Consider the following 24,811-nt stretch of genomic DNA (forward strand, 5'->3'; position numbering starts at 1 on the left):
CACCATAACGCAAAAAGGCGCCCCGAAGGGCGCCTTTGCCATCCTTATATATACTATAAGGAGAATGGGGCGATGGATGGGACTCGAACCCACGACCGCTCGGACCACAACCGAGAGCTCTACCAGCTGAGCTACCACCGCCGCCGTGAGGCGGGTTTCTGCACCACCTACCCCCATCCCGTCAAGCGTTCTGATAAAATAATCTTCACATGCCGGGGTCGCGTTGCGGGATAGGCCGCAATCGAGGCAGCGCCACCCCCGCAAATCCGGGCGAGAGGATGGCTTAAGAGTAAATTTCAGGCCATTGTCTATTTTTTGTGCTGCCGTTTGCATAGAAACAGTGCATGCATGGACGGCGATTGGCCAGGAGGGCCGGCACCGCCCCATCCGCCGGGTTGGCATGGGGCGTGCTATCCTATCGGCCCGGTCCGGTCGGGCCACACGGGTGGGGCGGAACGCCTGTTGCGGGAAACGCCCAAGCCGTGTTGTGTATCGGCCAGACAGCGAATTGAAAATCGTGGGGGTTCCCGGTACCGTTTCCCTGGGATGAGACCAAGGGTCGATCACCAGCCCAGGCAGCGGCGCCAACATCCCCCGCCCTTGAAGCGAAGGCGTGGCCGTAAGCGATGAAAAAGATCGAAGCCATCATCAAACCGTTCAAGCTGGACGAGGTGAAGGAAGCGCTGCACGAAGTCGGCATCAAGGGCATCACCGTGACCGAAGCCAAGGGCTTCGGCCGCCAGAAGGGCCATACCGAGCTGTACCGGGGCGCCGAGTACGTCGTGGATTTCCTGCCCAAGGTGAAGATCGAAATCGTGATGGACGACCAGCTGGTCGACCGCGCGATCGAAGCCATCCAGCAGGCGGCGCACACCGGGCGCATCGGCGACGGCAAAATCTTCGTCACCCCGGTCGAGGATGTCATCCGCATTCGCACCGGGGAGCGTGGGCCGGACGCCGTCTGACGCGCGAGTTTGGGGCCGGCGGCACGGGATGGGAGTAACCCTGGGCGCCGGAACAGTATGGGATGGGGGTGCAGCGATGTTCCCGCCCATGAGAACCAGTCAGTAGTAACCCAACACCTCCCAGAACTTTAGGGAACCCATCAAGATGTCCGATATCGCGAAGTTCTTCGACCTGGTTAAGGAGCACGACGTCAAGTACGTCGACTTCCGTTTCACCGATCCGCGCGGCAAGCTGCAGCACACCGCCCAGCACATCAGCACCGTGAACGAGGATATGTTCACCGACGGCGTGATGTTCGACGGGTCGTCGATCGCCGGTTGGAAGGCCATCAACGAGTCGGACATGATCCTGATGCCCGACCCCGCCACCGCCGTCCTGGACCCGTTCGCCGCCCAGCCGCTGCTGACCGTGTTCTGCGACGTGCTGGAGCCGTCCACCGGCCAGCCCTACAAGCGCGACCCGCGCTCCATCGCCAAGGCCGCTGAGAAGTACATGGCCAGCGCCGGCATCGGCGACACCGCCTACTTCGGCCCCGAGGCCGAGTTCTTCGTGTTCGACGACGTGAAGTTCGAAGTCTCGATGAACCGCGTCATGTACGAGTTCGACAGCGAGGAAGGCCCGTACACCTCCGGCAAGGCTTATCCGGAAGGTAACCTGGGTCACCGTCCGGCCGTCAAGGGCGGCTACTTCCCGGTCGCCCCGATCGACGCCGGCCAGGACCTGCGCGCCGAGATGGTGACCGTGATGGCCGACATGGGCGTCGAGGTCGAGAAGCACCACCACGAAGTGGCCGCTTCGCAGCACGAACTGGGCATCAAGTTCGGCACCCTGGTCAGCATGGCCGACACCATGCAGATCTTTAAGTACGTGGTGCACAATGTCGCCCACGCCTATGGCAAGACGGCCACGTTCATGCCGAAGCCGGTGTTCGGCGACAACGGTTCGGGCATGCACTGCCACCAGTCCATCTGGAAGGACGGCAAGCCGCTGTTCGCCGGTTCAGGCTACGCCGACCTGTCGGAAACCGCCCTGTACTACATTGGCGGCATCATTAAGCACGCCCGCGCCCTGAACGCCTTCACCAACCCGCTGACCAACAGCTACAAGCGTCTGGTCCCGGGCTACGAGGCGCCGGTGCTGCTGGCCTACTCCTCGCGCAACCGTTCGGCTTCCTGCCGCATCCCGTTCGTGAACAGCCCGAAGGGCAAGCGCGTCGAGGTCCGCTTCCCGGACCCGGGTGCGAACCCCTACCTGGCCTTCGCCGCCATGCTGATGGCTGGTCTGGATGGCATCCAGAACAAGATCCACCCCGGCGACGCGATGGACAAGAACCTGTACGACCTGCCGCCGGAGGAGCTGAAGGAGGTTCCGACCGTCTGCCGCTCGCTGCGTGAGGCCCTGGAGTCCCTGGCCGCCGACAACGCCTTCCTGAAGAAGGGCGACGTCTTCACCGAGGACTTCATCAACAGCTACATCGACCTGAAGATGGAAGAAGTGCTGGCGTTCGAAACCTCGCCGCACCCCATCGAATACAAGATGTACTACTCGGTCTGATCGGATCGGCTTCCCCTGGGAAGCCTCCTGTCGGGAAAGGGCCGTCCCCCGGGGCGGCCCTTTTCTTTTGCGGCTGCCATGGCCGCAGCGGGACCGCGACCAGCGGTCGCCCCCTCTCTCGGCCCCTTGCCCCGCCCCTCCCTGTACCGGAGGATAGCGCCCTGCCCCTGTCCACCACCGCCGGCAAACGTTACTCTCAGGGGGATGTCGCGCCTTTTCCCGGTCGTCCGCCGTCACGGAAGGGCGGATAGGGCGGGTCACAAGCGGAAGCATGGCTCATGGCACAGTCCACCGGTCCCCGGTCGATGGAGATGGGAACGGCGGAGAGGACCGTCCCGCCGGGGGCCTCATTGTCCGTCCCATCCCCGAGCCGGGCCACGGGCGGGATGACCGTGCGCCTGCGCCTGTTGCTGGCCTTCGGCCTGTTGACCTTGGGGGTGGTGCTGGCGGGCTTGCTGGCCGTCAATCGCCTGGCGGCCGTGAATGAAAAGACCACCGTCATCCGGGACAATTGGTTGCCCAGCACGGCCGTGAACGGCCAGATGATCTCCGCCATCAAAAGCCATCGCCTGGCCACGGCCCGGCTGCTCTTTTCCGACGAGTCCACCCTGGACAGGGACCTGGAGACGCTGGACCACCGCAACCAGGACGTGGAGATCGCGCGCCGCGATTATCAGCAATACATCGTCATGAACACGGAGGATGAGCGGCACCTGCACGCCTTCGACCAAGCCTGGGCCGCCGGCCGGCAATATGAGCAGCGGCTCAAGGACCTGGTGAGGGCGCATAACAAGGCGGAGGCCATCGCCCTGTACAATGGGCCGCTGCGGGACGCCGACAACCAGGCGACGGACGCCATCCTGCGTGACCTGGCGTTCAACGTGAACCAGGGCCGCGCCACGGCGCGCGAGGGCAACGCCATCTACGAATCCACGCGCCTAATGCTGTGGGCAGGCATCGGCTTGGCCGTGGCGGCGGGAACCCTGTTGGCCGTGCTGGCCAACCGCGCCATCGCCGCCCCGATACAGGCCATGACCAGGGCCACCGCCGCCTTCGCACAGGGCCGCTACGACCATCCCCTCCCGAGCAGCGGCCGGCGGGACGAAATCGCCGGCCTTGCCGAGGCGCTGGCCGTGCTGCGGGACAAAAGCGCGGAACGCGACCGGATGATCGCCGACCGCACGGACGAGGCCCAGTCCCTGTCCGCCGCCAAGACCGAGGCGGAAACCAACTTGGCCACCCTGCGCCAACTGCAAGACCAGTTGGTCGAGTCGGAGAAACTGGCCGCCCTGGGCGCCCTGGTCGCCGGCGTGGCGCACGAGGTCAATTCCCCCCTGGGCGTGGCGGTCAGCGCCAGCAGCACGCTGGCGCTGGAAACCAAGCGCTTCCTGGCCGCCATCGAGGCCGGCCAATTGCGACAGAGCACAGTAGACCGCTTCGCCCGCGTGGCCCGCGACAGCACCGACCTGCTGGAGCGCAACCTGGACCGCGCCACCACCCTGGTGCAGCATTTCAAACAGGTGGCGGTGGACCGCACCAGTTCCCAGCGCCGACGGTTCGACCTGGCGGAAATGGTGTCGGATACCCTGACCACGTTGGGTCCCATGCTGCGGCGCGCCACGTTCAATGTCGAAACCCGCATTCCCGACGGCATCGATCTCGACAGCTATCCCGGCCCGCTGGGCCAGGTGCTGACCAACCTGATCCAGAACGCCGAACTGCATGCCTTCGATGGCGCCGTTTCGGCGCGGGACCGGGAGGCCACCGGCCAGAGGCTGCGCATCGAGGCCAGCCGCAACGCCCGCGAGGTAACCCTGCGCGTGCAGGACAACGGCGCGGGGATGAGCGAAGATGTGCGCCGGCGTCTTTTCGAACCGTTCTTCACGACGAAATTGGGTCAGGGAGGGTCGGGCCTGGGCATGCACATCGTCTACAACATCGTGACCGGCATCCTGGGCGGCTCCATCGCCGTCGCCGCATCGCCCGGCCAGGGAACCAGCGTGACCCTGACCCTGCCGCTGGTGGCGCCCCAGGCCAGCGACGGCCTCGCCGCCCACCCGGATACGCTGGACCCTGGCCAGGAACCCAGCTGATGGCGAACCCGGCCGAGGCCCTGATCCACATCGAGGATGACCGGGACGACACGCGGCAGGGCGGCCCCGGTTGGCGCATCCTGGTGGTCGACGATGACGAGCAGGTTCACTTGGCCACGCGCCTGGCGCTGGAGGGCATGGATTTCCGGGGCCGGCCGCTGACCTTGGACAGCTGCTATTCCGCCTGGGAGGCGTTCGATTACCTGTCCAACACCCCGGATATCGCCGTGGTGCTGCTGGACGTGGTCATGGAGGATGAACACGCCGGGCTGGATCTGGTGCGGCGCATCCGGGAAGACCTGCGCAATGACCAGGTGCGCATCGTGCTGCGCACCGGCCAGCCGGGCTATGCCCCGGAACTGGACGTCATCCGCCAGTATGACATCAACGATTACAAGGCCAAGACGGAGCTGACCGTCACCCGGCTGGCCTCCAGCATCATCACGGCGTTGCGCTCGTATGAGCAGATCGTGGCGCTGGACCGCCACCGCCGGGGACTGGAACAGGTGATCAAGGCCTCCGCCGACCTGTTCAGCGAGCGCAGCCTGAACGAGTTCAGCGCCGGGGTGCTGATCCAACTGGCGGCCCAGATGGGAACGGAACCGGAGGGGCTGTTGTGCGCCCAGGGCACGGTGGACGGCCCCGTCATCGTCGCCGCGGCCGGCCGATTCGCCGATCATATCCGCAAGCCCCTGGCCACCCTGGGCAATGTCGAGATCGAGGCCGCGCTTCTGGAGGCGTTTTCACGGCGCCAGGGCTTCAAGAGCCGGGACGGGGATATCCTGTACCTGCAGTCGGGCAGCGCTCATCCGGCCGCCGTCTACATGTCCACCCCCATCCCGGTGGATGAACAGAAGCGCGACCTGCTGCGCCTGTTCACAATCAACGTCGCGCTGGGCTTCGAAACCGCGACCCTGTTTGAGCATCTGCGTTCCGTGGCCTTCACCGACCCGCTGACCGGTCTGCCCAACCGTGCTGGATTCATCGCCGCACTGGACCGGGCGGCGCGGGACAACCCGGTTCCAGGACGTGGCCCGGTGGTGATCCTGCTGGACCTGGACCAGTTCCATTTCATCAATGCGCGGCTGGGCTTCCAGGTGGCGGACGCCCTGCTGCGCGCCGTGGGCCACCGGCTGGTGAGCACCTTCCCCGACGCCGTGGCCGTCAGCCGTTTTGGCGGCGACCGTTTCGCCTTGGCCCTGCCGTTGCCGACCGACGAGGAGCTGTCGCTGCCCTCCTTGGAGCGACAGCTTGAGATGGCGTTCGAGGCCGGCTTCGATGTCGCTGGGCGCCACGCCAGCCTGTCGGCCACCAGCGGCTGCACCATCAGTGCCAGCGATAGCGGCGACCAGCTGGTGCAGCAAGCGTCCCTGGCGCTGAAGGATGCCAAACTGCGGGCACGGGGCCGCCTGATCGCCTTCAACCCGGAACTGGAGCGGCGCAACAACGCCGGGCTGGCGCTGCTGGCCGAATTCCGCGCCGCCCTGCGTAACCGCGAGTTGGTGCTGCATTACCAGCCCAAGCTGGATCTCCTGACTGGACGGCCGGTCGGGGTGGAAGCGCTGGTGCGGTGGCAATCGCCGCGGCACGGTCTGTTGATGCCGGCCCAGTTCCTGGACCTGGCGGAGGCCAGCGGCTTGATTCTACCCATGGGCCTGATGGTGCTGGAAATGGCCATCCGCCAGCGCCGTGCCTGGCAGACCGAGGGTTTGGACATCCCGGTGGCGGTCAATGTCTGCGCCCTGCAGGTGCAGCAGGCGGATTTCCTTCATGGCATCGATGGCGTGCTGGCGGCCCAGGACGTCACAGCCGAGGGCCTGGAAATGGAGATCACCGAGTCGGTCTTTGTCGGCGACGACCAGCGCGCCTTCGATCATATCCAGGGCTTGCGTGACCGGGGCTTCGGCGTGGCGCTGGACGATTTCGGCACCGGCTATTCCTCATTGAGCTACCTGAACCGCCTTCCCGCCACCACGGTGAAGGTGGATCGCCGCTTTATCCAGGGCATGAACCAGGATTCGAAGTCCGACATGCTGGTGCGGGCCATCGTCCAAGTGGCCGCCGTCATCGACGCGAAGGTGGTGGCCGAGGGTGTGGAGACGGAGGAACAGGCCACGCGCCTGCGGGCTTTGGGCGTTCCCGTGGCCCAAGGCTTCCTCTACAGCCACGCCCTGCCGGCCGACGCCCTGGCGACATGGTGGCTGAAGCGGGACGCGCCGGCGGCCCGGGGGTAAGGCCCCCTAGGCGGGCGCGTACGGGCGATTCCAGAAGTGGAGTCGCAGCAACGCTGATGTATCTTCAAGGGCTTCGCGGGACAGAGCGCCAGGGGGATGCATGGCCTACACGCTGCGCAAGGCACGGCTGGACGACAGGGCGGCGCTTCAGGATCTCATCCAGGCATCCGCGCGTGGCCTCAGCGGCGGCCACTACACACCGGAAGTGGTGGAAGGGGCGCTGGCGGGCGCCTTCGGCGTCGACAGTGAGTTGATCCATGACCAGACCTATTTCGTGGCCGAGGAAGCGGATGGCCTGTTCGTCGGCTGCGGTGGGTGGAGTCGGCGCATGACGCTGTTCGGGGGCGACGCCCGTCCGGACCGTTCCTCCCAGATGCTGGACCCGGCCCTCGACCCCGCCCGCATCCGCGCCTTTTTCGTCCACCCCGACCGGGCCCGCCAGGGCATCGGCCGCGCCCTGCTGAAGGCCTGCGAGGCGGAGGCCCAGGCGGCCGGCTTCCGAGCGCTGGAGTTGATGGGCACCTTGCCGGGCGTGCCGCTCTACACCGCCCTGGGCTTCCTGCCCACGGGGCGAGTCTTCCATCCCCTGCCCAATGGCCAGACCATCGAGTTCGTGCCCATGCGCAAGGAACTTTCGCCCTTGCCGGCGGCGATCTGATCGCCGGGCACGGCAGACCCACGCGAGGGGCGGACCAGGGCGCGAAAACCAGCATTATCGTCCGTCCACCAGTCCGAGGAAAAGTGGACGCCCTCTCTTGCTCTGGACAGTCCTACCGAAAGCGATCCGCCATGTACCGTCCGCCCCATTTCAAGGAAGACCGGCTGCCCGTGCTGCACCAGGCCATGATGGCCATCGGGCTGGCCAATGTGGTGACGGTGGGAACGGACGGAGCGCCCCATGCCAGCCCCCTGCCCTTGCTGCTGCAGGCGGATGAGGGCCCCTACGGCACGCTGTACGGACATTTCGCCAAAGCCAATCCGCAGTGGCGGGACACACCGGCGGGCAGTCCGGCCTTGGCCATTTTCATGGGACCGGATGCCTACATTACCCCGTCCTGGTACGCGACCAAGGCAGAGACGGAAAAGGTCGTTCCCACCTGGAATTACGCCACCATCCACGCCCGGGGGCCCATCACCTTTTTCCAGGATGCGGATGCCTTGCTGGATCTGGTCACCCACCTGACCCGTGGGCATGAGGATGGACGCGCCGCGCCCTGGGCCGTGGACGATGCCCCCGCCGACTTCATCCAGGCGCAGTTGCGCGGCATCGTCGGCTTCCGGCTAGCCCTCACCAGCCTGGAAGGCAAATGGAAGATGAGCCAAAACCGCCCTGTCGCCGACCGCGACGGCGTGGTAAAAGGGCTAGGTCAGGATGGGGCCACCGACGTAGCCGCCTTGGTGCGAAGCGGTGGCGCGGAAGGCTGATAGTCAGCTCAGCTCGTTAGGACGGCTGTCAGTGCGCCCCTTCGAACAGGGCGTCGATTTCCTGCTGGGTCCGCAGCGCGTCGGACGATAGCCCGGTGGTGCTTGGGATGACGACATCCTTTACCACCGCTGCCGACGGGGCGGGGGCTACCGCGCCGAACAGAGCGTCAATGGCCGTCTGTGAGGGGGCCTGCAACGCGGGACCATGCAGAAGATGGGCATCCGGCCGGGCGTCATCGTGCTTATAGGGCAGCAAGACGTCGCGCGGCGCATCGGCTGGCGGCATGGCCGGGGTGGTCGAGGCCTGCGGCAGGGTGCGCCAAAGGCCGGTGATCACACCCACACGCTCCTCGATATAACTCAGGGTATTCACCACCTTGGCGGTGCGCTGGCCGCAGATGTCCTGGAAGGAACAGGCCATCATCACATCCATGCAGGCGTTTTCCAGCGCCGTCAGGAGTTGACCGTCAACCGCACGCCCAGGGCGCAGGCGCCGCAAGGCGTTGGTCATACGCTCCACGGTGGTCAGGATGCGGTTCGTCGCCTCCTCCGTCGCGGTGACGATGGCGTCCAGTTCGGACGTAGCGGCGCTGATGCGGTCGGCTTTGGGATCGCTGGGCTTGATGGCGGCGATCTCGCGTTTCACCAGGCGGATGGTGTTGGCCATCGCCTCGACCTCCGCCTTCAGGAAGGCGATTTCCGGGTTGCCCAGCGCGGTGGTGGTTGGGGCCGCGGCATTGCGGGACGCGGCGATCAGGCGTTGGATGCTGGTGATGGTACGCCGAAGCTCATCAGTTTCCACCGAGCGGGCGCGGCGCTGGACCTCGTAGAAAAAGTCGCGCCCCTTGGCCGTGGCCAGCAGCGACTCCTCCATCTGCCGGTATTCGTCCAATGTCAGGCCTGAGCCACGGGTGGTCTGCATGCCCATAACGCCCTCTCGGAAATAAAGGTGCCGCCGGCGTAACCGCCGCACGATGCTGATGTCCCATGTTCCTCATAAGCATCGCTTTTCCGTCAATATGGGCTTCCTCCGTAGGCGTATGTATTTCAGATGATTTTCACCTTACGCAATATGGGTATATCCCGTAACATTTGATAATAAAGGAACAGATTTCTCCACCGGCTCATGAACCGACGCAGTAATTCGGTAGTCCCTTCCGAGATAGGGCTCGAGCCCGTGCCACGCGGGCACGCTCTCCGTCGTGACCTTCGCCAGACAAGAGTGATACCATCCGGGATATCTTTCCGAGATGGATGTCAGATGCGCTTCCCGTCCCAGCTTACGCCGCGTCGGATACCCTGGATGATCGGCCTGCTGGCTGGTGCGTTCATGGGTGTGACCAGCGGCGCAACCGCCGCCGAGTCAGAAGCTGAAGCCAAGTCGGTGGCGCTGGAAGCCAGTTGCAAGCCCAACAAGGTGGAGGCGGTGCAGCGCCTGGTCGGTAACAACCCCGACATCGTGTATAAGATCACGTGTCAGAATGGGAAGGATCTGGCGGTCTATGTTCGCTGCCAGGGGCGCACCTGCTTCCTGGTGCGCTGATACCCACCCGCCTTTGACCTCAGGCGCCGCCGCGCCCTCAGGGTTCTTCGTCCCACCCTTGCCAGGTGAAGTTGGGGCGGCGCTTGGCCAGGAACGCATCGCGCCCCTCGACGAAGTCGGCATTGCGGGCCGCATGGGCCAGGAAGGTTTCGGCACCACCGCCGGGGCCGCCCGCCGCTCCGTCTTGGGGCCCGTCCTGGGCCCCGTCCTGGATGGACTGCACGATGCACTTGGCCGCTTGGATGGAGAATTGCGATAGGCCGCATAGGGTGGCGGCGTAATCCTTCACGGCGGCCCCCAGTTCCGTATCCCCCACCACCCAGTCCACCAGGCCGATGGCCAGGGCCTCCGCCGCGCCGATCAACCGCCCGCTGAACAAAAGGTCCTTCGCCCGCGCCGGCCCGATGTGGTCCACCAGCCGCCGCGTGTCCTCGAACGGGTAAACGAAGCCCAGCTTGGCCGGGGTAATGCCGAAGCGCGAGCCGGATCCGGCGAAACGCAGGTCGCAATGCAACGCCAATCCACACCCACCGCCGACACACAAGCCATGGATCATGGCGATGGTCGGCTTGGGGCAGCGCTCGACCGCCCGGTTCCCCGACCGTACCGCCGCATTGAAACGGGCCGTCCCTTCCGGCGTGCTGAAAACCTGAGCGAACTCGGCGATGTCCGCGCCTGCGGAAAATGCCTCACTCCCAGCGCCGGTAACGACCACCACCCGCACCTCCGGGTCGGTACCGACCGTGGCCATAAGCTCGGGCAAGGCCAGCCACATGTCCAGCGTCAGCGCGTTGTGCTTGCCCGGCCGGTTGACCGTCAGGGTGGCCACTCCCCCGTTCACCGCCAGGTCGAAGCCGGCAACCCGTTCATGCATCTGTCACTTACCCCCACGACCGGACACGGGCGGCATAGTGGCCGGAACCCGCTGGCGCAGGCAACGGCTTAGCCCCGCAGGGGACGGAAATACCGCAGGACGGACTGCAGCTCGGTACGCAAGCCCTGGTCCTCCCGCAGCCGCGCCTGCAGCGCGTGATCGCGTTTGGCCAAGTAGACGACGTGGTCTTTGGGGGGAAGGGAGCGATAGGACGGCTTCGCCGCCAGGGTGCCATCATCCTGCACCGTCGACAGGAAGAAGGATGAGCGCATGAATTTGGAGAAGAGCTTGTTGGCCCCCTCCGCCGGTTCTCGCGACATGATCGAGCAGATATAAAAAAGCCTAAAATAATAGTAGTTATTATAAATGCGTTGAACGATATAAAATTGCTCACTTGGCGAAGACACTTTTGAAATCAGCTGCTGTTCCTTAAAACCAGCATAAAAATAGTTCGATGCTTCGCGCGCGAACAGGAAAGGCTTCTCCCGCTCCTCGCTGATCCGTTTGCGATAATCTATGAGCGCCCGGCCGACCAAAGTCTGGATCATGCGGCGTTCCACATCCAGATCCGGCGGCAATCCCATCAGGAACTCCATCGCCGGCAGAAGCTGCACGGGGTGGGAGATAGCGGCCCGCTTTGCCCGCCCCTTGCCCAGAAGGGACGCCTGCAGCGATTCGATGATGTCATGGGCCTGCCAGCGCAGGCGGGTCATCATCGGAATGGTCGAGAGCCCGCTGGCTTGCAGGAATAGCCGCAGCTGATCGCGCCAGGACTTCTGCGGCAGGGTGAAATATTCCACATCCGTCAGACGCAAGGGCGAGGAAACGCTTTCCCCCGCCACCGGCTCCGGCCGGTGGTTGAGGCTGCGTCCGAAGACAACACCCTTGGTCTTCCGTTCCCGCTCCGCCAAGCTCATGAAAACAGTCCGCCCGCAGCCACAGTCACGTTATGCCCGCTGCTCACCACCTTGCCGCAGCGCCCCAGCCGGCAAATCGCCCTAGAAAGCACGATATCATATTTGGTCACATTGATTAACTAATTGCGCGCACCACTTATGCGGGTAACAGCAAAATTGTCGGTGGCAACCGCCCGCGCCTTTGAGTCCCGCCTTAGGCGGCGCAGGGTTACGGCGATATGAGACGTATCAATCCCAAGTTCAGGCCACCACTGGCGGCGGCCTTCCGGTGGCTTGGCCTTCCGGTGTTCTTGGCGTCGACGCTGATGGACACGACTTGGCCATGCCAAAGACCGCAAGGGATACATCTGCCCATGCCTTCGTATGCCAACTCACATTCAGCTGCCGCAATCGCCTCCTCTGCCGGCGCGGGTGGTTATGACCTCTCTGGCGTACCGGCCGCGATTGGTCTAACTAAGCGGGTGGGGCGGCTGGCAGGGCTGCCTGTCACCAGTGGCGGCAAAGGCAAGCCTGTGCAGCGAAGCGATGGTCATGGGTTGGCCACCAGCAGTGATGAGTACCTGGTGGGACGGGTTGCCGAAGGCGACGCGCAAGCCTTTCGCGTGCTGACAGATCGGCATTTGGACCGAACCGTCACACTGGCCCGTCGCGTCCTCGGCGGCGCAGCGGAGGCGGAAGACGTGGCGCAGGAAGCTTTCCTGCGCCTCTGGCAACATGCCGAACGTTTCCGACCGGCGGAGGCCCGATTCTCGACCTGGTTTTACCGAATCACTATGAACCTTTGCCTCGACCGGAAGCGCCGGCCCGCCCATGACGCATTGGAGAGCGTGCCGGAGCCGGTTGATCCATCGCTGGACGCCGTCGCCCTGGTGGAGCGGTCGGAACTGGGGCGGCTCGTGGCACGCGCGGTCGATGATCTGCCGGAGCGGCAGCGGGCAGCCATTTCCCTGTGCTATGATGCAGGACTGAGCAATGCCGAAGCCGCTGCCGCCATGGAGGTGAGCGTGGGCGCGCTGGAAACCCTGTTGGTACGGGCCCGCCGCGCCTTAAGGGCGACATTGGCGCCCCTCGCCCCCTCTGATGCCCAGGATGGTCGGCGCTCACGGACGGGAGGACCGCGATAATGGACGACATGATGATGATCGCGGAATTTGAGGAACTGGTCGACCTGCATGGGCCGGACCCCGACCTGTGGCCCGCCGCCGACCGGCCCCGGGCCGTGGCACTTCTGAGCCGGTCCTCGGCGGCGCAGGCTGTCATGGCCCAGGCGCGCTTGATGGAACAGGCGCTCACCGCCATGCCGCTGGATCAAGCCAGCGCGGAATTACGCCGCTCCATTCTCGCCATTCCCTCTGCATCCCCCGCTGGATCGGTCGAAGCGCGCTCTTCAAAACAGCGCCCGGCTGACCAACGGCTTATGACAGGGGGCCCCCGCTGGCGGTCGGGTCGCATGCCCATCTTCGCCGGAGGTGGCGGCCGAGGGGCGGGGGTCGGCCTTTGGGGTGGTGGCGTTTCCGCTGCCCTGGCTTCCGGACTGGCTGCTGCGGCCGTGGGCATTGTGCTGGGGGTTCACGGCGTTTCGCCGATTGCCCTGTCATCCGCCGACACCCACACCTCCGCCACCACGGAATATATGAAGGCTATGACCGAAATCGACACGGAGATTGGGCAGTGACCGAGGGGCGTGCGCATTCGGACTTGGGCGCTTCCTCGGGAGGCTCGCTTTCCAAGGTAATGATCGTCCTGCTGATCATTTCCGTTTCGATCAATCTCCTTGTCGCGGGCATGGTCCTGGGTCAACGCCTGGACGGCAGCAACGTCGTTGCTCGGGTCAATGTCAACCGACCCGACCCCAACGCCAATCCGCGGCCCGGTCCCTATGACATGTTCGTGAAGAACGCCCCGGAGCAGGTGCTGCCTTTTCTCAAAGATGCCATCGCCGCCCGCCAGGATTTGGCACAGATCCAGCTTCAGCAATTGCGGGATGCGCGGCATGAAGCCGTGCAGCGATTGAAGGCACAGCCCTTCGACCCGGCGGCCGCGAGCGCCGCCTTCGCCCGCGTCCGGTCCCTGATCGGGGAGATCCAGCAAGGCGTGCATGAAACAGCCCTGGGCGCTTACGCCCGCGCCTATGGCCAAACGCCGCCGGCAACGCCCCCTGAAAAGCCCCAATGAGATGGATTGGTAAGGCCATTCGGCGCGTCGCTTCACGACACCGCTTGCCCTTGCCCACCGACCATCGTCTATGATCCACCCGCATGTCCTGAGGACAACGGAAGGATAGCCACGTGGCTGCGGACAAAATGGATGAAACGGCCCGCTTGCAGGCCGGCCCCGTAGATACCCCGAGGGCACAGGAAATAGGCACGCCATGGCCACCCGCCGGCGTCGTTGGGCAATGGACCGACGTCTATTTCAAGCGCACCCGCACCATCGTGGAGCGCCACGGCGACGTCCCTGTGACCTATGCCGTTTTCATGCGCCGCCCCGTAGTGTTCGCTCCCCGCTTGGCCTTGGACTGGCTGAGGTCGGTGGCCGCCGCCCGGGGCTTCACCCCGGAAATCGAGGTTCGCTATCACGAAGGCCAATGGGTCGGCGCCGGTGAGCCCATGATGTGGATCACCGGCCCGTTCTCGCAGCTCGCGGAACTGGAAACCCTGTTCCTAATGAAACTGGGTCCAGCCTGCGTCGCCGCTCATAACGCGTTCGTAATGAGTGCGGGCCTGCCCAAATCCGCCTTCCTCGCCATGGATGCCCGCCATTGTGCCGGTACCGAGATGGCGGACCTGATGGCTTACGCCGCCAGCGTCGGTTCCGAGCGCGCCCGGCGCAAGGCCGGCGCCATTGGTTTCATCGGCAACGCCACCGACGCCACCGCTCACTATTTTGGCCAGTCCCATGGGTTCGGCACCATGCCGCATGCCCTGATTGGTTATGCGGGCTCGACGGTCAAAGCGGCTGAACTGTACAACGAAACCTTCCCGAACGAAGCCATGACCGTGCTGGTGGACTATTTCGGGCGGGAAGTCAGTGACACGCTGGCGGTGTGTCGGCGCTTCCCGGAGTTGGCGGCCGCCGGCAAACTATCGGTTCGGCTGGATACGCCCGGCGGACGCTTCATCGAAGGATTGGACCCGCCACAAAGCTATGCCGTGCTTGAACGCCGCGCCCCGGACAGCATCCGCGGTTATCGCGATGAAACGGAGCTGCGCTACCTGATCGGTGCTGGCGTATCCGCCGCGGGCCTGCATTGGGTCCGGGAGCATTTGGACGAAGCCGGCTTCCACACCGTGAAAATCGTGGCCTCCAGTGGTTTCAGCCCGGCCAAATGCCGGGTTATGGCGGATGCTCAAGCCCCGATCGATGTGGTGGGAACCGGCAGCTTCCTGCCAGAGCATTGGGGGGAGACCTATGCCACCGCCGACATCGTCGCCTATGACGGCGTGGCCCGCGTCAAGATGGGGCGTGAATTCCTGCTGAAGCGATAAAAGCCAAAAATGCCCCCGGGCGGCCTCCCCGATTGCTCGAAGAGAACCACCCGGGGGCATTCCAGATAAAAAGGGCCTTACTGGACGCCTTTCATCTTTCATCCCTTTTCATGGAAATCCGGATCTTGGGCGTCTGAGAGCCTCAGGAAATCTGGGGGGCTTTTCATAGAATTCCGGATTCCTTTTCATGGAATGCCGGATTCAGGCCGGTCTTTGTCATAGAACGCCGGATTCGTGTCGGCTGTGTCGTTGGCCCGGCCCCTTATTGGAGTGGCCGAGGGACTTGATTCGGAGAGATATGTCGCGCACCTCGCGCCGATTTATCTATCCGATGATCCGGTCGATATCACTGCGCTCATAAAGATACATCTCGCCGCCATCGACGGAGGGACCGGAAACCGGTCGTGCTCCGCTGTACAGAAGCGTCGAGTTGACTGATTTGACATCTAAACCGCGCTGGGCCGCAACGTCTCTGGCGAGCATGTACCTTCCAGAAAAGTCGCGGAAATCCTTGTTCAAGACCTTGGCACGGCGGGTGACGCGTCCGACCTTGTCCCTGGATTTCAGGATGTCGTTTTGCACCCAAAGTCGAACCGACTTGGTCTGAACGTTCAGCTTGGCCGCAATGTCGGAAACGGCCAGAACGTCCTGGCGAAGCTTCACCGCCAACTTCTTCACCGCATCGATGGTGAAGACCAGATTGGCGAATCCCCAGATCCCGCCAATCTCCCGGCCGGAAGCAATGCGCCCTCGATCACAGCGCGATACACCGTCGCGGCGTTTCGGTCGTCATAACTCACCGGCATGCGCCTGATGAGGTTGGCCGTCGTGATCATGTATTTGGTAAGCGTCAGCGGATCACCGCGTCTTTGCCTTTTTCGGTGCTGACCGGCGAGCGGCGATGCGGGCGAGTCTTTGCCTGACCGGTTGCTCATCGAAGGCGCCAGGATCGTAGTCACCGAGCCACTCCTTGACCTCATCGTGATCGGGATGGTTCGGGTCAGCGAGGATGTCGAGTTGAGCATAGAAGCCAGGAATGCCGCCGCAATCCTCCGGCGGCGCGGCACCTTCCCCGGCGACGTAGCGGGGATAGGCGACACCCATTTCGGGCGGACGGGGCCGGGTCACAGTCAGTTGATGTTCCCAGCAGTCACCGAAGTCGTAGGTGTAGAGGAGCTTGGTCTTGCGAGGCCGCAGCAGGTCTTGAAGCGGCAGCTTGGCGGCCCGGCTTTGGGATATCTCCTCGCTGTCGCTGGCGAATGACCAGAGATGGGCATCCTGCCATTCCATGGCGGCCTGGATGACGCCATGAACTTGCTTCAGCGTCATCGTGATCGGCACCTCGACCTCGCGCCAGATCGGCGGGTCGGTGTCGAGCAGATCGATGCGGACTGTCGCGATGAGCTCTGGCGGGAGGGGGGCGTCGGCGGTCATGCCGCGAGTTTGTCAGCCCGGCGTGTCCAGTTCCAGGGCAGAAGTTCGGCCAGCCGGTTGATCGGATGGCCCTTGGCCATGCGGTCCAGGACATCCGCCAGATAGGCCTCGGGGTCGAGCCCGTTCAGCTTCGCCGTCTCCAGGACGGAGTAGAGGAGTGCCGCCCGGTCGCCGCCCGCCTCGGAGCCCAGGAACAGGAAGTTCTTCCTGGTAAGGGCGATGCCACGCAGGGAGCGCTCGGCGGGATTGTTGTCGATGGCGATGCGGCCGTCGGCGACATAGAGGGTGAGCGCGTTCCAGCGGTTCAGCGCATACCCGATCGCCTTGCCCAGCGTGTTCTTGGCCGACAGGCGCCGCTGCTGCGCCTCCAGCCATGGTTTGAGGTCGTCGAGGATGGGAACGGCGAGTTGCCGTCGCGCGTCCCGGCGCTGGTCGGCCGACAGGCCGGTGATCGTGGCCTCGACCTCGTAGAGCCGCCCAATCCGGCGCAAGGCCTCTTCGGCGATGGGTGACCTGGTCTTCTCGTACTGGTCGTAGAGGTGCCGCCGCGCATGCGCCCAACAGGCCGCATGGACGATACCTGGTGGAACGATACCGGGCGGGACCAGGCCCGATGGCCGGGTCAGGGCCTCATAGCCCGTGTAGGCGTCGGCCTGGATCACCCCGCTGAACCCGGAGAGATGCTCACGCGGGCGCTCGCCCTTGCGGTCCGGGCTGAAGCGATAGAACGCCGCCGGCGCACGGTCACCGCACCAGGGCCGCTCATCGACCAGATAGGTCCAGAGCCGACCGAGCCTGGTCTGGCCGTTGCCGGGGGCCAGCACCTTGACCGGCGTGTCGTCGGTGTGGATGATTGGCGCCGCCATCACATGGGCGCCGATCAGACCGGCCAGGGGGGCTACCCACCAGGCGGCATGGCCGACCCAATCGGCCAAGGTCGCGCGCTCGATCGCGATGCCCTCACGCGCCAGGATCGCCGACTGCCGGTAGAGCGGCAGCCCGTCCAGGTACTTCGACACCACGACATTGGCCAGCAGGCCGGCCCCGGGGCGGCCCTTCTCCACCGGCAGGTCCGGGGCCGGCGCCTGGAGGACGGCCTCGCACGCCCGGCAAGACAGCTTCGGCCGGATGTGGCGGATCACCTTGAGCCGGGCCGGGATCTTCTCCAGTACCTCGGTCACGTCCTCACCCAACCGGGAGAAATGCGTGCCGCCGCAGCCGGGGCAGACGTCGCCTGGGGAATGGACGACCTCTTCGCGTGGCAAATGCTCCGGCAGAGGACGGCGCACCGGATGACGCTGGTCCCGCTGGCGCCGTTCCGGGGCCGCGTTCCCGCCATCCAGCGACGGCGCCGTCCGGGCGGCCTCGCCTTCCTCCAGGTCTTCCAGCATCAGTTCCAGTTGGGCGATCTGCCGGTCGAGCTTCTCCGACGAGCGGCCGAACTGCATCCGGCGAAGCTTGGCCAGTTGCGCCTTATACTGCTCGATCAGGAGACGTGCGCCGGTCAGTTCCGCCCGCGCCGCGGCCAGTTCGGCCTCGCGTTCGGCGAGCCGGGCACGAAGCTCGGCGATCTCTGCGGCAACGTCGGTCATGGGGCGGATTCTACCCGAAAACACCACCACCGGCAGGGTGGTGGACAGCATCCGAGTCACTATGACGCGCCGGGGGCCGCATGGAACCGAGCGTGCTCAGCAGGCCGCGTCCGGCTGCCAGGTGCGCACCGGCGTCCGCCAATCGATCCCTTCCAGCAGCATGGAAACCTGGGCGGAGGTGAGCACGACCGAGCCCTCCCGGGCCTGCGGCCAGACGAACCGGCCGCGCTCCAGCCGCTTGGAGAACAGGCAAAGGCCCTGGCCGTCCCACCATAAAATCTTGATCAGGTCGCCCCGCCGCCCCCGGAAGGCGTAAAGCGCGCCGTCGTGGGGATCAAGCCTCAGCATCGTCTGCACCTGGGCGGCCAGGCTGTCGAACCCACGGCGCATATCGGTCGCGCCGCACGCCAGGTAGATGCGCACATTGCCCGGAATGCCGATCACGACAACGCCGCCAAAACCCGGCGCAACGCCGCTTCGCCGACATCGCCGGTGATCCGCAGCCGCACGCCGGTCGGCAGCTCCACCTCGATCACGCCGATGGCAACGGGGGCCCGCTCCGCCGCTTGAGGAGCGACAGCTGGTTCAGGCAACGCCGCATCGGCAACGACCGAGACCGGCACGAACCCCGTCAGCTCACCCGACCGGAACTGCTTGCGCCACGTCGACAGCTGACCGGTGCTGATACCGTGCATCCGGCACGTCAGGCTCGGCGACGACCCCGGCGCCACACTCTGCGCCAGAACCCGCAGCTTCTCCTCGGTACTCCAGCGCCGCCGCCGCTCCGGCCCGCTCAAAACCTCGCCGTGCAACTCCGAAGCGCTCGTATGAGCACTTCGAAGCGCCTCCTTGCCGATCACCGTCACGTCATCCATGCGTCCACCACTCAAGCCGAGCGGCAAGCATGCCCATCAATAACGCCCTGGGAAGGCGGGGCTGCGCTGACGCTTACTGTATTTGCCCAGCGGCGACGGCAGCTCCGTAAGTTCCAAGCGGTTGATGGCGTCCAGGAGATCCTGAACTTCCGCCTTGAGAAGCGGGTGCTTAAAGAATGTGGTGGCGACCGGTTCGGACGCCACGGTGAGAAGACCGGCATCCTCCATTTGCCCAAGAATCCGGTCATTGACTGCCAACATCTTCCGGGCTGTCTTTCCGTCGATGAATTTCTCGACCTCAGCTTTGAGGTCCAGGAGCTTCTGGGGGTCGAGCCGGGAGCCGTAGCCTTTGCCCTTCCCCTAACCAAGAACATGTCGCGTTCCTCGGCCAGACGCATCAGCCGAGGCATTGAGGTCCCTAGGAGGCGAATAGCCTCCTGGGGAAGAAAGAAGGACCGCGATGGATTGGCACGGCGCGCGCGGACGACGGCCCTGGCTTTGGTTACCAGCCTGACATCACCGGCGATATACCGGCTGAAGGTGCTGGTAATGGGCCCAAACGCCGGGTCCTTATCCTGTTTCAGGATCCATTTGGCGGTAACGCCGATGTCGCGGTACATCCGCTCATGCTGGTCCTGACGATCAGCCGCCCCCTGCCGAAGCCAATCGATATGGCGGTAGAAGGAATGGGGCCAGTCCGCGCAGGCCTGCCAGCCGATGTTCAGGTAGGCAAGGACTCGTTCGGGATGATGCCGACCGATTTTGACCGCCGCGACATTCAACAAGGTGTCGTGGACGCATTGGCCCAGCATGTAGATGGTCTTCAGCAGGCAGCCGACGTCCATGCCTGCCAGCCCTTCCGGCGGGGGCTTACCTTCGAGGAGTGAGACAACAGCCCTTAAGCCTTCAATGTCGTCAGGGGCAGGCTCGGGGTCGATGAGGCGGTAGTCGGCACCGCAATGCACGCAGTGGGTCAACTTGCTGGTCAGCCAGTTAAGTGGTCCCCTGCACTCGGCACACCGGTCGACCAGCATGACGTTGTGATGAGGGCAAGCCACCATGAACACGAAGTCCCAGACAGCGCGATGATAAGGGGCTTCAGCCAGGCACAGCGGGCAGCATTTCCGCCAAATGAGGGAGACGAGTTCCTTCGGCAGCGTGTGCCCGAGGAGGCGCACGTGTCGGGTATCGGCTGCGCGGTAGGACATGCGTTCCAGTTCGGCAGGCGTCATCGACAGGAGGCGGCGAAGGGGCTCCATGTCGGTATCCGACAGCATGAAGGCGCGGGCCGCCATGAGGCGCGGAGCTACATATGTCAGCACGGCCCAAGGGGTGGGCCTGAAGTTCTCTTCAGCAGACCTGGCGACGAAACCAAGGAACCCTTCATCAGCGTAGGGTACCAGCGGGAAAATCAATTTGAACATGGTTACAGCAGTTCCTTCAGCGCGTGATCGCTTTTACGCGGCCGGGGAAGACGAAGTTTCTCCGTGGTTGGCGCGGGCAGCACCTTCAGGGAATGCTTATCGGCCAGGAACGGATTGGGCTCTCGGCGGTCGGCCCCGACCTGTCCCCTTTCGAAGGCTTCAGCGAGGAGTTCCTGGCTTAGGCAGGGCAATGGAGAGCTGCGTTCAACCAGCGCCATTTCCGCCGCCATTTGGAGCCATTTGGTGGTTCTTCCAATTAAGCCGCCAGAAGCGATCCAAAGGCGAAATGCCATGTCATCGTCGAACAGGTTCGACGGCGCTGGGAGGCCCATGCGTTCTTCATACATGTAGAGAAAAGATTGGTAGATATCCCGGTCCGCCTGTTTTAACCAATCGAATGGCTTCAGATCTTCACACCATCTATTCCGACGCTCTGACTGGGGATTTGTACGGACGACCTCTTTTCCTTCGGGTTGACCCGCGAGAACGACCGGGCAGACACGGGCATTCAGGATGGCTTTGATAAGGTCGCCCGAGGCATATGCGTGGGCGGCCGTATTCCCCCGGCTGACGATGTGCTGGATCTCATCAAAGACGATGAGTTTGGGCGCCGCCCGGGTCAGTGTCTGGATAACAATGTGGGTATACTCGGACATGCTGCGATTCGAGGAAACGTCGCCCAACGCTTTCAAGATCGCGATAGCCAAGGCCTTCAGCGTCGATTGAGGAGGAATCTCAACATATAGGACCGGGCGATAGAGATAGCGGCCCCGCTGTTCAGCCGGGTACTCGTCGACAATCTCCTTGAGGAGGGTAGACTTGCCGGTGCCCGTAGGCCCCAGCAACATCATCGACTGGGCTTCCTTACCGCAACAACCAATGTCTATTGCGTTGCGAATCCGCTGCTTGATTTGAGCCTGTTGGGGCAGGTCGATAGCGATTTTTACAATGTTTCTGAAGCGTTCAAGTCGCTCTTCACGATCCATGTTAGGCATCCTTATTTCCACCCCGACCAGTGACCCCCATACGGCGAGCCATCTCTGCAAACCTTGCTGCGCTGGAAGCTGACGAGTTGGTCCCCGAGGCTGATAAATCCGACGCGACGGGTTCGGTCGGGGACGGGAGTAGTTCCATGACTTCCGGGGTTGGTGCGGAAGCGGTGAAGTCCTGGCCGATGTTGTCGTCCTCGTCCGGAATGGTGAATTCCCCAGCAAGAACCGAGTCCGGCAGCTGCTCCAATGCGTCCGAAATGGAAAGGTCGCTTAGCGCCGGATTGATGGGACTGGGGATCTGGTGCTTAGGGACGCCATAAGCAGCTTTCAGCCGTCGAACCTTTCGGTCTTTGGGAACATGCTTGTCTTGGATGTACCGCTGTAGGTCGGCGTGGGCTGCCGCGACGCTGTCCTCGCTATATTTTTCCGGTCGGGCCTTGATGAGTTTCAGGGCCAGGGTCTGCTGCACGAGCGTCACACCGCGCGCGTCGAACATCCGCCGCGAACCGGGTGATTGTTGGACGGTAACGAAGCGCTCTCGGCCGGGGTCGTAGACCTGGATGGCTCCCAGGTCTTTAGGGTCGATCTTGCACATCACCGTGCCGCCGGGGTTAAAGGCGGGGCTGGTGCGAATGCTCGCGATTTCCGGCCCGTTGTAGATCAGGTTGTTGATCCTGACGCCGTAATCGAACAGCCGCCGATGCGTTGTCAGACAGAACGCCGCTTTCAACACCTCCGGTTCGGGCAGCGGAATAATGTGGTGCCGCGCCACGCTTTCCAGCCACCGGCGATGAGGCGCGTCGTTGATTCCGGTGTGGAACTGTTGGGAATAGACCTCGATAATCCAGCGATGGACCAGGTAGTCCAGCTCCTCCAGCGTAACGACAGGCTGCATTTCGACGGCTTCTTCGTTCCGCCGCCGATAAAAGTCTTCGAAGGTCCGACCCGGAATGTAGCGGACCAGGCTGCGGGTGAAGGTGCCGAAGAATTGTTCGATTGCCGCCTTGTCGTTGGGCGTCTCGCGGGCCGCGAAGGTGATGTTGCAACCAAGCAGCTTGAGCATCGCCGAGAAGTCATTGGCGACGAATTGGCTCCCCAGGTCCGCGAAGTAATTTTCCGACAACCCCCAGCACGGCCACGCCCCTTTGATGTCAGGGTACTTTTCCTTCACATACGTTTTTGGGTAGGTCGCGTGATGGATGCATTCGATGGCAGCAGCGACAGATTGCTCGAAGCCGATGTAGCGGCCAACCGGCATCCTGCTGAAATGGTCGTAAGCGATAATGACGACGGGACGGTCGATGGGATTTCCATCCTTGTCGACCACGATTAAGTCGGTCTTGAGCAGATCCAGTTCAGTGCGCTCGTGGTGGCGCTCAGTCGAGACATGTCCGGTCTTCGGCCGATAAATCCGGTCTGCCACGGCGACACCTTTCCGGTTCGCGGTGGCCACGTATCGGTCGTAGGTTTTGATTTTCCGGTAGACGGTGGAGTAGCTCGGCACCCACGTGTCGCCGGTCAGCCGATTGCGACGCGTGAACACGTCGCGGACCTGTCTGTAGACGTTGCTCACGTCGTACTGCATTGAATTCAGGAAGAGGCCCTCGACCGTTTCGTCAAACAGGTTCTGCGCATCGAGCTTCTGCTGTGAGCCGCGGCGCCCGCGCTGGGCAATGCGGTCCATCAAGGCCTGGAAATCGCGTCCGCTTTTCTCCCATTCGGTGATCCAACTCTGGAGGGTGCCCGGTTGAGGAGGGTGACGGTCGTTCAGCACGGCGGCTGTGGCTTCGATGACAGGGACGAGTTCCTGCCGCTTCCGGGTTTTCAGCCCACTCCTTTCCCAAGCCTGGACGTAGGTCACTCGGCGCAGGGTCCGGGCCTTCAGGTCTTCATCGACTTGGAGCTGGGCCAGCGATGTCAGGTCGCTCTTGCGGCCTTCCTTGAAGGCGCGTTCTTCAGCACCGCCGACGCGATACGCTTGTCCCTTCGCCATCAGGTCCAGCAGCTCGTCTTCGCGAACCACGAAAGGGGAACTGTTGGCGACATCCTGGAACACCAGGTTGCGGCATGCGTCACGGCGCTCAAAAGCAACCATTCGCCCTTCGATACGCAGGTACTGGTCGCGGAACAGGGCAATGCTGGTCATAGCGTCTTCCTCCCCGTGACGAGGCAAACTGATGTATTGGCGGATAAGGGCTGCCCCATGCTGAGCCGCAGCTTGCCTTTGAGAGCCAGTCCGTAGACGTGGGCCAGGCCTGTGACCTCGGTGCCGCCTATGGCCTGGATGACCTTGCCCACGGTGTCAGCACCGTTGGAGATCGCCTCGATGACGGAAAGCTCGCTGGCCCGGTTTAGGGGCGCGGTCTTCCATCGGTTCAGTTCGACTGCGTTTTTGAACCTGGGTTCGAGGTGGACGAACCGGTCATCGAGGCAGCGATAGTCAATCCCCCACCGGCCATATGCCATGGTCAGGAGGTCGGCGTCGCAATATCGAGCCTTCGGCTTCTGCCTCGTGTCGATGATGTCGACAGCGTAGGTGGCGGCCTCCGCCTGCACGATGAATGCGACGACGTGGGAGGTCGGCTTGCCGTTGAGGATATAGTGAGCGACGTGTGGCCTTGACTGGAACCCGATGACGGAGGGGTCTGCCTGGAGCAGGTACATGAAGTCGCGGTCAATGTCGCGGTACCAGCGAGCTTGTCCTTCGACAACTTTCCTGGTCGCGAAAATGCCACTCTGCCGAGCCCGATAGCCTTTAGGCGGAGTACCATCAGCTTGTGAAAGTTGAATAGCTCCAGGCCCGAGACCTCGATCAGGTCCCGAAAATGAAATGCTCGAAGGCATAATACCCCCGCTTATTCGGTGGATTCCAATAACAGGACCAGCTGACGTGAAAACGTCGGCTTCAGGTCATATTATTTGGAGTATGTCTGCTGAAATCGCCGCAACAATTGGCCAATATTCCGTCGAATACGTGGCGTCATTCGTGCTGGCCATGATTTTGTACTCCGGCCCGGGGTAGCGGCACAACTTGCATACACGCAGATGTGCGTCAGCAACAATTGCGCACGACCTCAAGCTGATGTATTAATCTGATCAGAAATGGGCGATTAGCGATCTACGATCCGTGGTTCGGCTAGATTGTTTCAAACCAAGGCTGTGTATTTTCAGGGGCCTTGGTTGGGCCGCTTTAACGGTCAGATCCCGAAATAAGTGCCTATCAGCCGTATGCTGGCGGAGGCTATATCACCGCTTATGAAGTCCCCCTGGCGCATTGCGAGTCCAAATTGGGACCGCAGATATGGGCCGTGTACTTGGCAGAACATTAAGTGGTCGATCATAGCGCGTCACCGGATGTGAGGAGCCTGCCGATCATTAGACCTACTCTGGATATTTCCAT

Annotated in this window: 23 protein-coding genes and 1 tRNA gene; 11 read left to right on the forward strand and 13 right to left on the reverse strand. The window is 63.3% G+C overall.

The features are described 5' to 3' along the window. Positions 1 to 65 precede the first annotated feature (65 nt). Positions 66 to 141: transfer RNA gene (locus tag UCD39_RS02965), tRNA-His, on the reverse strand. Between the two features lie 485 nt (positions 142 to 626). Between UCD39_RS02965 and UCD39_RS02970 the strand changes: the two genes are divergently transcribed. The 6 genes from UCD39_RS02970 (at position 627) to UCD39_RS02995 (ending at position 8,272) form a co-directional block, all read left to right on the forward strand. Next, positions 627 to 965: a P-II family nitrogen regulator gene (locus tag UCD39_RS02970; RefSeq protein WP_004274165.1), complete on the forward strand. Its 339-nt coding sequence runs from the start codon at positions 627 to 629 to the stop codon at positions 963 to 965. A 145-nt stretch (positions 966 to 1,110) separates the two neighbouring features. Next, positions 1,111 to 2,520, forward strand: a complete 1,410-nt coding sequence (gene glnA, locus UCD39_RS02975) for a type I glutamate--ammonia ligase (RefSeq protein ID WP_330494622.1) — start codon at positions 1,111 to 1,113, stop codon at positions 2,518 to 2,520. A gap of 278 nt (positions 2,521 to 2,798) precedes the next feature. Next, positions 2,799 to 4,613, forward strand: coding sequence for an ATP-binding protein (locus UCD39_RS02980; protein WP_330494623.1), 1,815 nt, complete (start codon positions 2,799 to 2,801; stop codon positions 4,611 to 4,613). Continuing rightward, the gene (locus UCD39_RS02985; RefSeq protein ID WP_330494624.1) at positions 4,613 to 6,847 is read left to right on the forward strand and encodes an EAL domain-containing response regulator; all 2,235 of its coding nucleotides are present in this window, start codon (positions 4,613 to 4,615) and stop codon (positions 6,845 to 6,847) included. The genes UCD39_RS02980 and UCD39_RS02985 overlap by 1 nt, the downstream gene beginning before the upstream one ends. Before the next feature lie 100 nt (positions 6,848 to 6,947). Next, a complete protein-coding gene (locus tag UCD39_RS02990) occupies positions 6,948 to 7,505 on the forward strand; it encodes a GNAT family N-acetyltransferase (RefSeq protein ID WP_330494625.1) in 558 nt (185 codons plus the stop codon). Between the two features lie 131 nt (positions 7,506 to 7,636). After that, positions 7,637 to 8,272 (forward strand): FMN-binding negative transcriptional regulator, encoded by a 636-nt coding sequence (locus tag UCD39_RS02995; protein WP_330494626.1) that lies wholly within the window; start codon positions 7,637 to 7,639, stop codon positions 8,270 to 8,272. Positions 8,273 to 8,300: 28 nt separating this feature from the next. Here the strand turns inward: UCD39_RS02995 and UCD39_RS03000 are convergent, their stop codons facing one another. After that, a complete protein-coding gene (locus tag UCD39_RS03000) occupies positions 8,301 to 9,194 on the reverse strand; it encodes a hypothetical protein (protein ID WP_330494627.1) in 894 nt (297 codons plus the stop codon). Positions 9,195 to 9,575: 381 nt separating this feature from the next. Here UCD39_RS03000 and UCD39_RS03005 point away from each other — a divergent pair, with 381 nt between their 5' ends. Further along, positions 9,576 to 9,815 carry a hypothetical protein gene (locus tag UCD39_RS03005; protein ID WP_145732290.1) on the forward strand — a complete coding sequence of 80 codons (240 nt, stop codon included), beginning with the start codon at positions 9,576 to 9,578 and terminating at the stop codon, positions 9,813 to 9,815. A gap of 37 nt (positions 9,816 to 9,852) precedes the next feature. Here the strand turns inward: UCD39_RS03005 and UCD39_RS03010 are convergent, their stop codons facing one another. Continuing rightward, on the reverse strand, positions 9,853 to 10,689 hold the full coding sequence (locus tag UCD39_RS03010; RefSeq protein ID WP_330494628.1) for an enoyl-CoA hydratase-related protein: 837 nt from the start codon (positions 10,687 to 10,689) through the stop codon (positions 9,853 to 9,855). 68 nt (positions 10,690 to 10,757) lie between these two features. Then, positions 10,758 to 11,606 carry a hypothetical protein gene (locus UCD39_RS03015; protein ID WP_145732294.1) on the reverse strand — a complete coding sequence of 283 codons (849 nt, stop codon included), beginning with the start codon at positions 11,604 to 11,606 and terminating at the stop codon, positions 10,758 to 10,760. A 353-nt stretch (positions 11,607 to 11,959) separates the two neighbouring features. Between UCD39_RS03015 and UCD39_RS03020 the strand changes: the two genes are divergently transcribed. The 4 genes from UCD39_RS03020 (at position 11,960) to UCD39_RS03035 (ending at position 15,094) form a co-directional block, all read left to right on the forward strand. Then, positions 11,960 to 12,730: an RNA polymerase sigma factor gene (locus UCD39_RS03020; protein WP_145732296.1), complete on the forward strand. Its 771-nt coding sequence runs from the start codon at positions 11,960 to 11,962 to the stop codon at positions 12,728 to 12,730. Further along, complete coding sequence (locus UCD39_RS03025; RefSeq protein ID WP_330494629.1) at positions 12,730 to 13,281, forward strand: hypothetical protein; 552 nt, start codon at positions 12,730 to 12,732, stop codon at positions 13,279 to 13,281. Before UCD39_RS03020 ends, UCD39_RS03025 begins: the two co-directional genes overlap by 1 nt. A gap of 59 nt (positions 13,282 to 13,340) precedes the next feature. After that, entirely contained in the window at positions 13,341 to 13,781 is a 441-nt protein-coding gene (locus UCD39_RS03030) for a periplasmic heavy metal sensor (RefSeq protein WP_330494630.1), read from the forward strand. 128 nt (positions 13,782 to 13,909) lie between these two features. Next, positions 13,910 to 15,094 carry a beta/alpha barrel domain-containing protein gene (locus tag UCD39_RS03035; protein WP_330494631.1) on the forward strand — a complete coding sequence of 395 codons (1,185 nt, stop codon included), beginning with the start codon at positions 13,910 to 13,912 and terminating at the stop codon, positions 15,092 to 15,094. Between the two features lie 324 nt (positions 15,095 to 15,418). Here UCD39_RS03035 and UCD39_RS03040 read toward each other — a convergent pair whose 3' ends face one another. The 9 genes from UCD39_RS03040 to UCD39_RS03080 form a co-directional block, all read right to left on the reverse strand. Then, positions 15,419 to 15,772, reverse strand: coding sequence for a P-loop NTPase family protein (locus UCD39_RS03040; protein ID WP_330494632.1), 354 nt, complete (start codon positions 15,770 to 15,772; stop codon positions 15,419 to 15,421). Positions 15,773 to 15,952: 180 nt separating this feature from the next. Continuing rightward, a complete protein-coding gene (locus UCD39_RS03045) occupies positions 15,953 to 16,528 on the reverse strand; it encodes a plasmid pRiA4b ORF-3 family protein (protein ID WP_330494633.1) in 576 nt (191 codons plus the stop codon). Continuing rightward, a complete protein-coding gene (gene tnpC / locus UCD39_RS03050; protein ID WP_330494634.1) occupies positions 16,525 to 18,120 on the reverse strand; it encodes an IS66 family transposase in 1,596 nt (531 codons plus the stop codon). The genes UCD39_RS03045 and tnpC overlap by 4 nt, the downstream gene beginning before the upstream one ends. 96 nt (positions 18,121 to 18,216) lie before the next feature. Then, positions 18,217 to 18,564: an IS66 family insertion sequence element accessory protein TnpB gene (gene tnpB, locus UCD39_RS03055; protein WP_044559820.1), complete on the reverse strand. Its 348-nt coding sequence runs from the start codon at positions 18,562 to 18,564 to the stop codon at positions 18,217 to 18,219. Beyond that, positions 18,561 to 18,995 (reverse strand): IS66-like element accessory protein TnpA, encoded by a 435-nt coding sequence (gene tnpA / locus UCD39_RS03060; protein ID WP_330494635.1) that lies wholly within the window; start codon positions 18,993 to 18,995, stop codon positions 18,561 to 18,563. Before tnpA ends, tnpB begins: the two co-directional genes overlap by 4 nt. A gap of 11 nt (positions 18,996 to 19,006) precedes the next feature. Further along, positions 19,007 to 20,419, reverse strand: coding sequence for a TniQ family protein (locus UCD39_RS03065; protein ID WP_330494636.1), 1,413 nt, complete (start codon positions 20,417 to 20,419; stop codon positions 19,007 to 19,009). 2 nt (positions 20,420 to 20,421) lie between these two features. Next, on the reverse strand, positions 20,422 to 21,405 hold the full coding sequence (locus UCD39_RS03070; protein WP_330494637.1) for a TniB family NTP-binding protein: 984 nt from the start codon (positions 21,403 to 21,405) through the stop codon (positions 20,422 to 20,424). A gap of 1 nt (position 21,406) precedes the next feature. Then, the gene (locus UCD39_RS03075; RefSeq protein WP_330494638.1) at positions 21,407 to 23,557 is read right to left on the reverse strand and encodes a TnsB C-terminal domain-containing protein; all 2,151 of its coding nucleotides are present in this window, start codon (positions 23,555 to 23,557) and stop codon (positions 21,407 to 21,409) included. After that, on the reverse strand, positions 23,554 to 24,075 hold the full coding sequence (locus UCD39_RS03080; RefSeq protein ID WP_330494639.1) for a hypothetical protein: 522 nt from the start codon (positions 24,073 to 24,075) through the stop codon (positions 23,554 to 23,556). Before UCD39_RS03080 ends, UCD39_RS03075 begins: the two co-directional genes overlap by 4 nt. Positions 24,076 to 24,811: the final 736 nt, after the last annotated feature.

The organism is Nitrospirillum karajorum (assembly GCF_036348415.1).
In the GTDB taxonomy this organism is placed as follows: Bacteria; Pseudomonadota; Alphaproteobacteria; order Azospirillales; family Azospirillaceae; genus Nitrospirillum; species Nitrospirillum amazonense_B.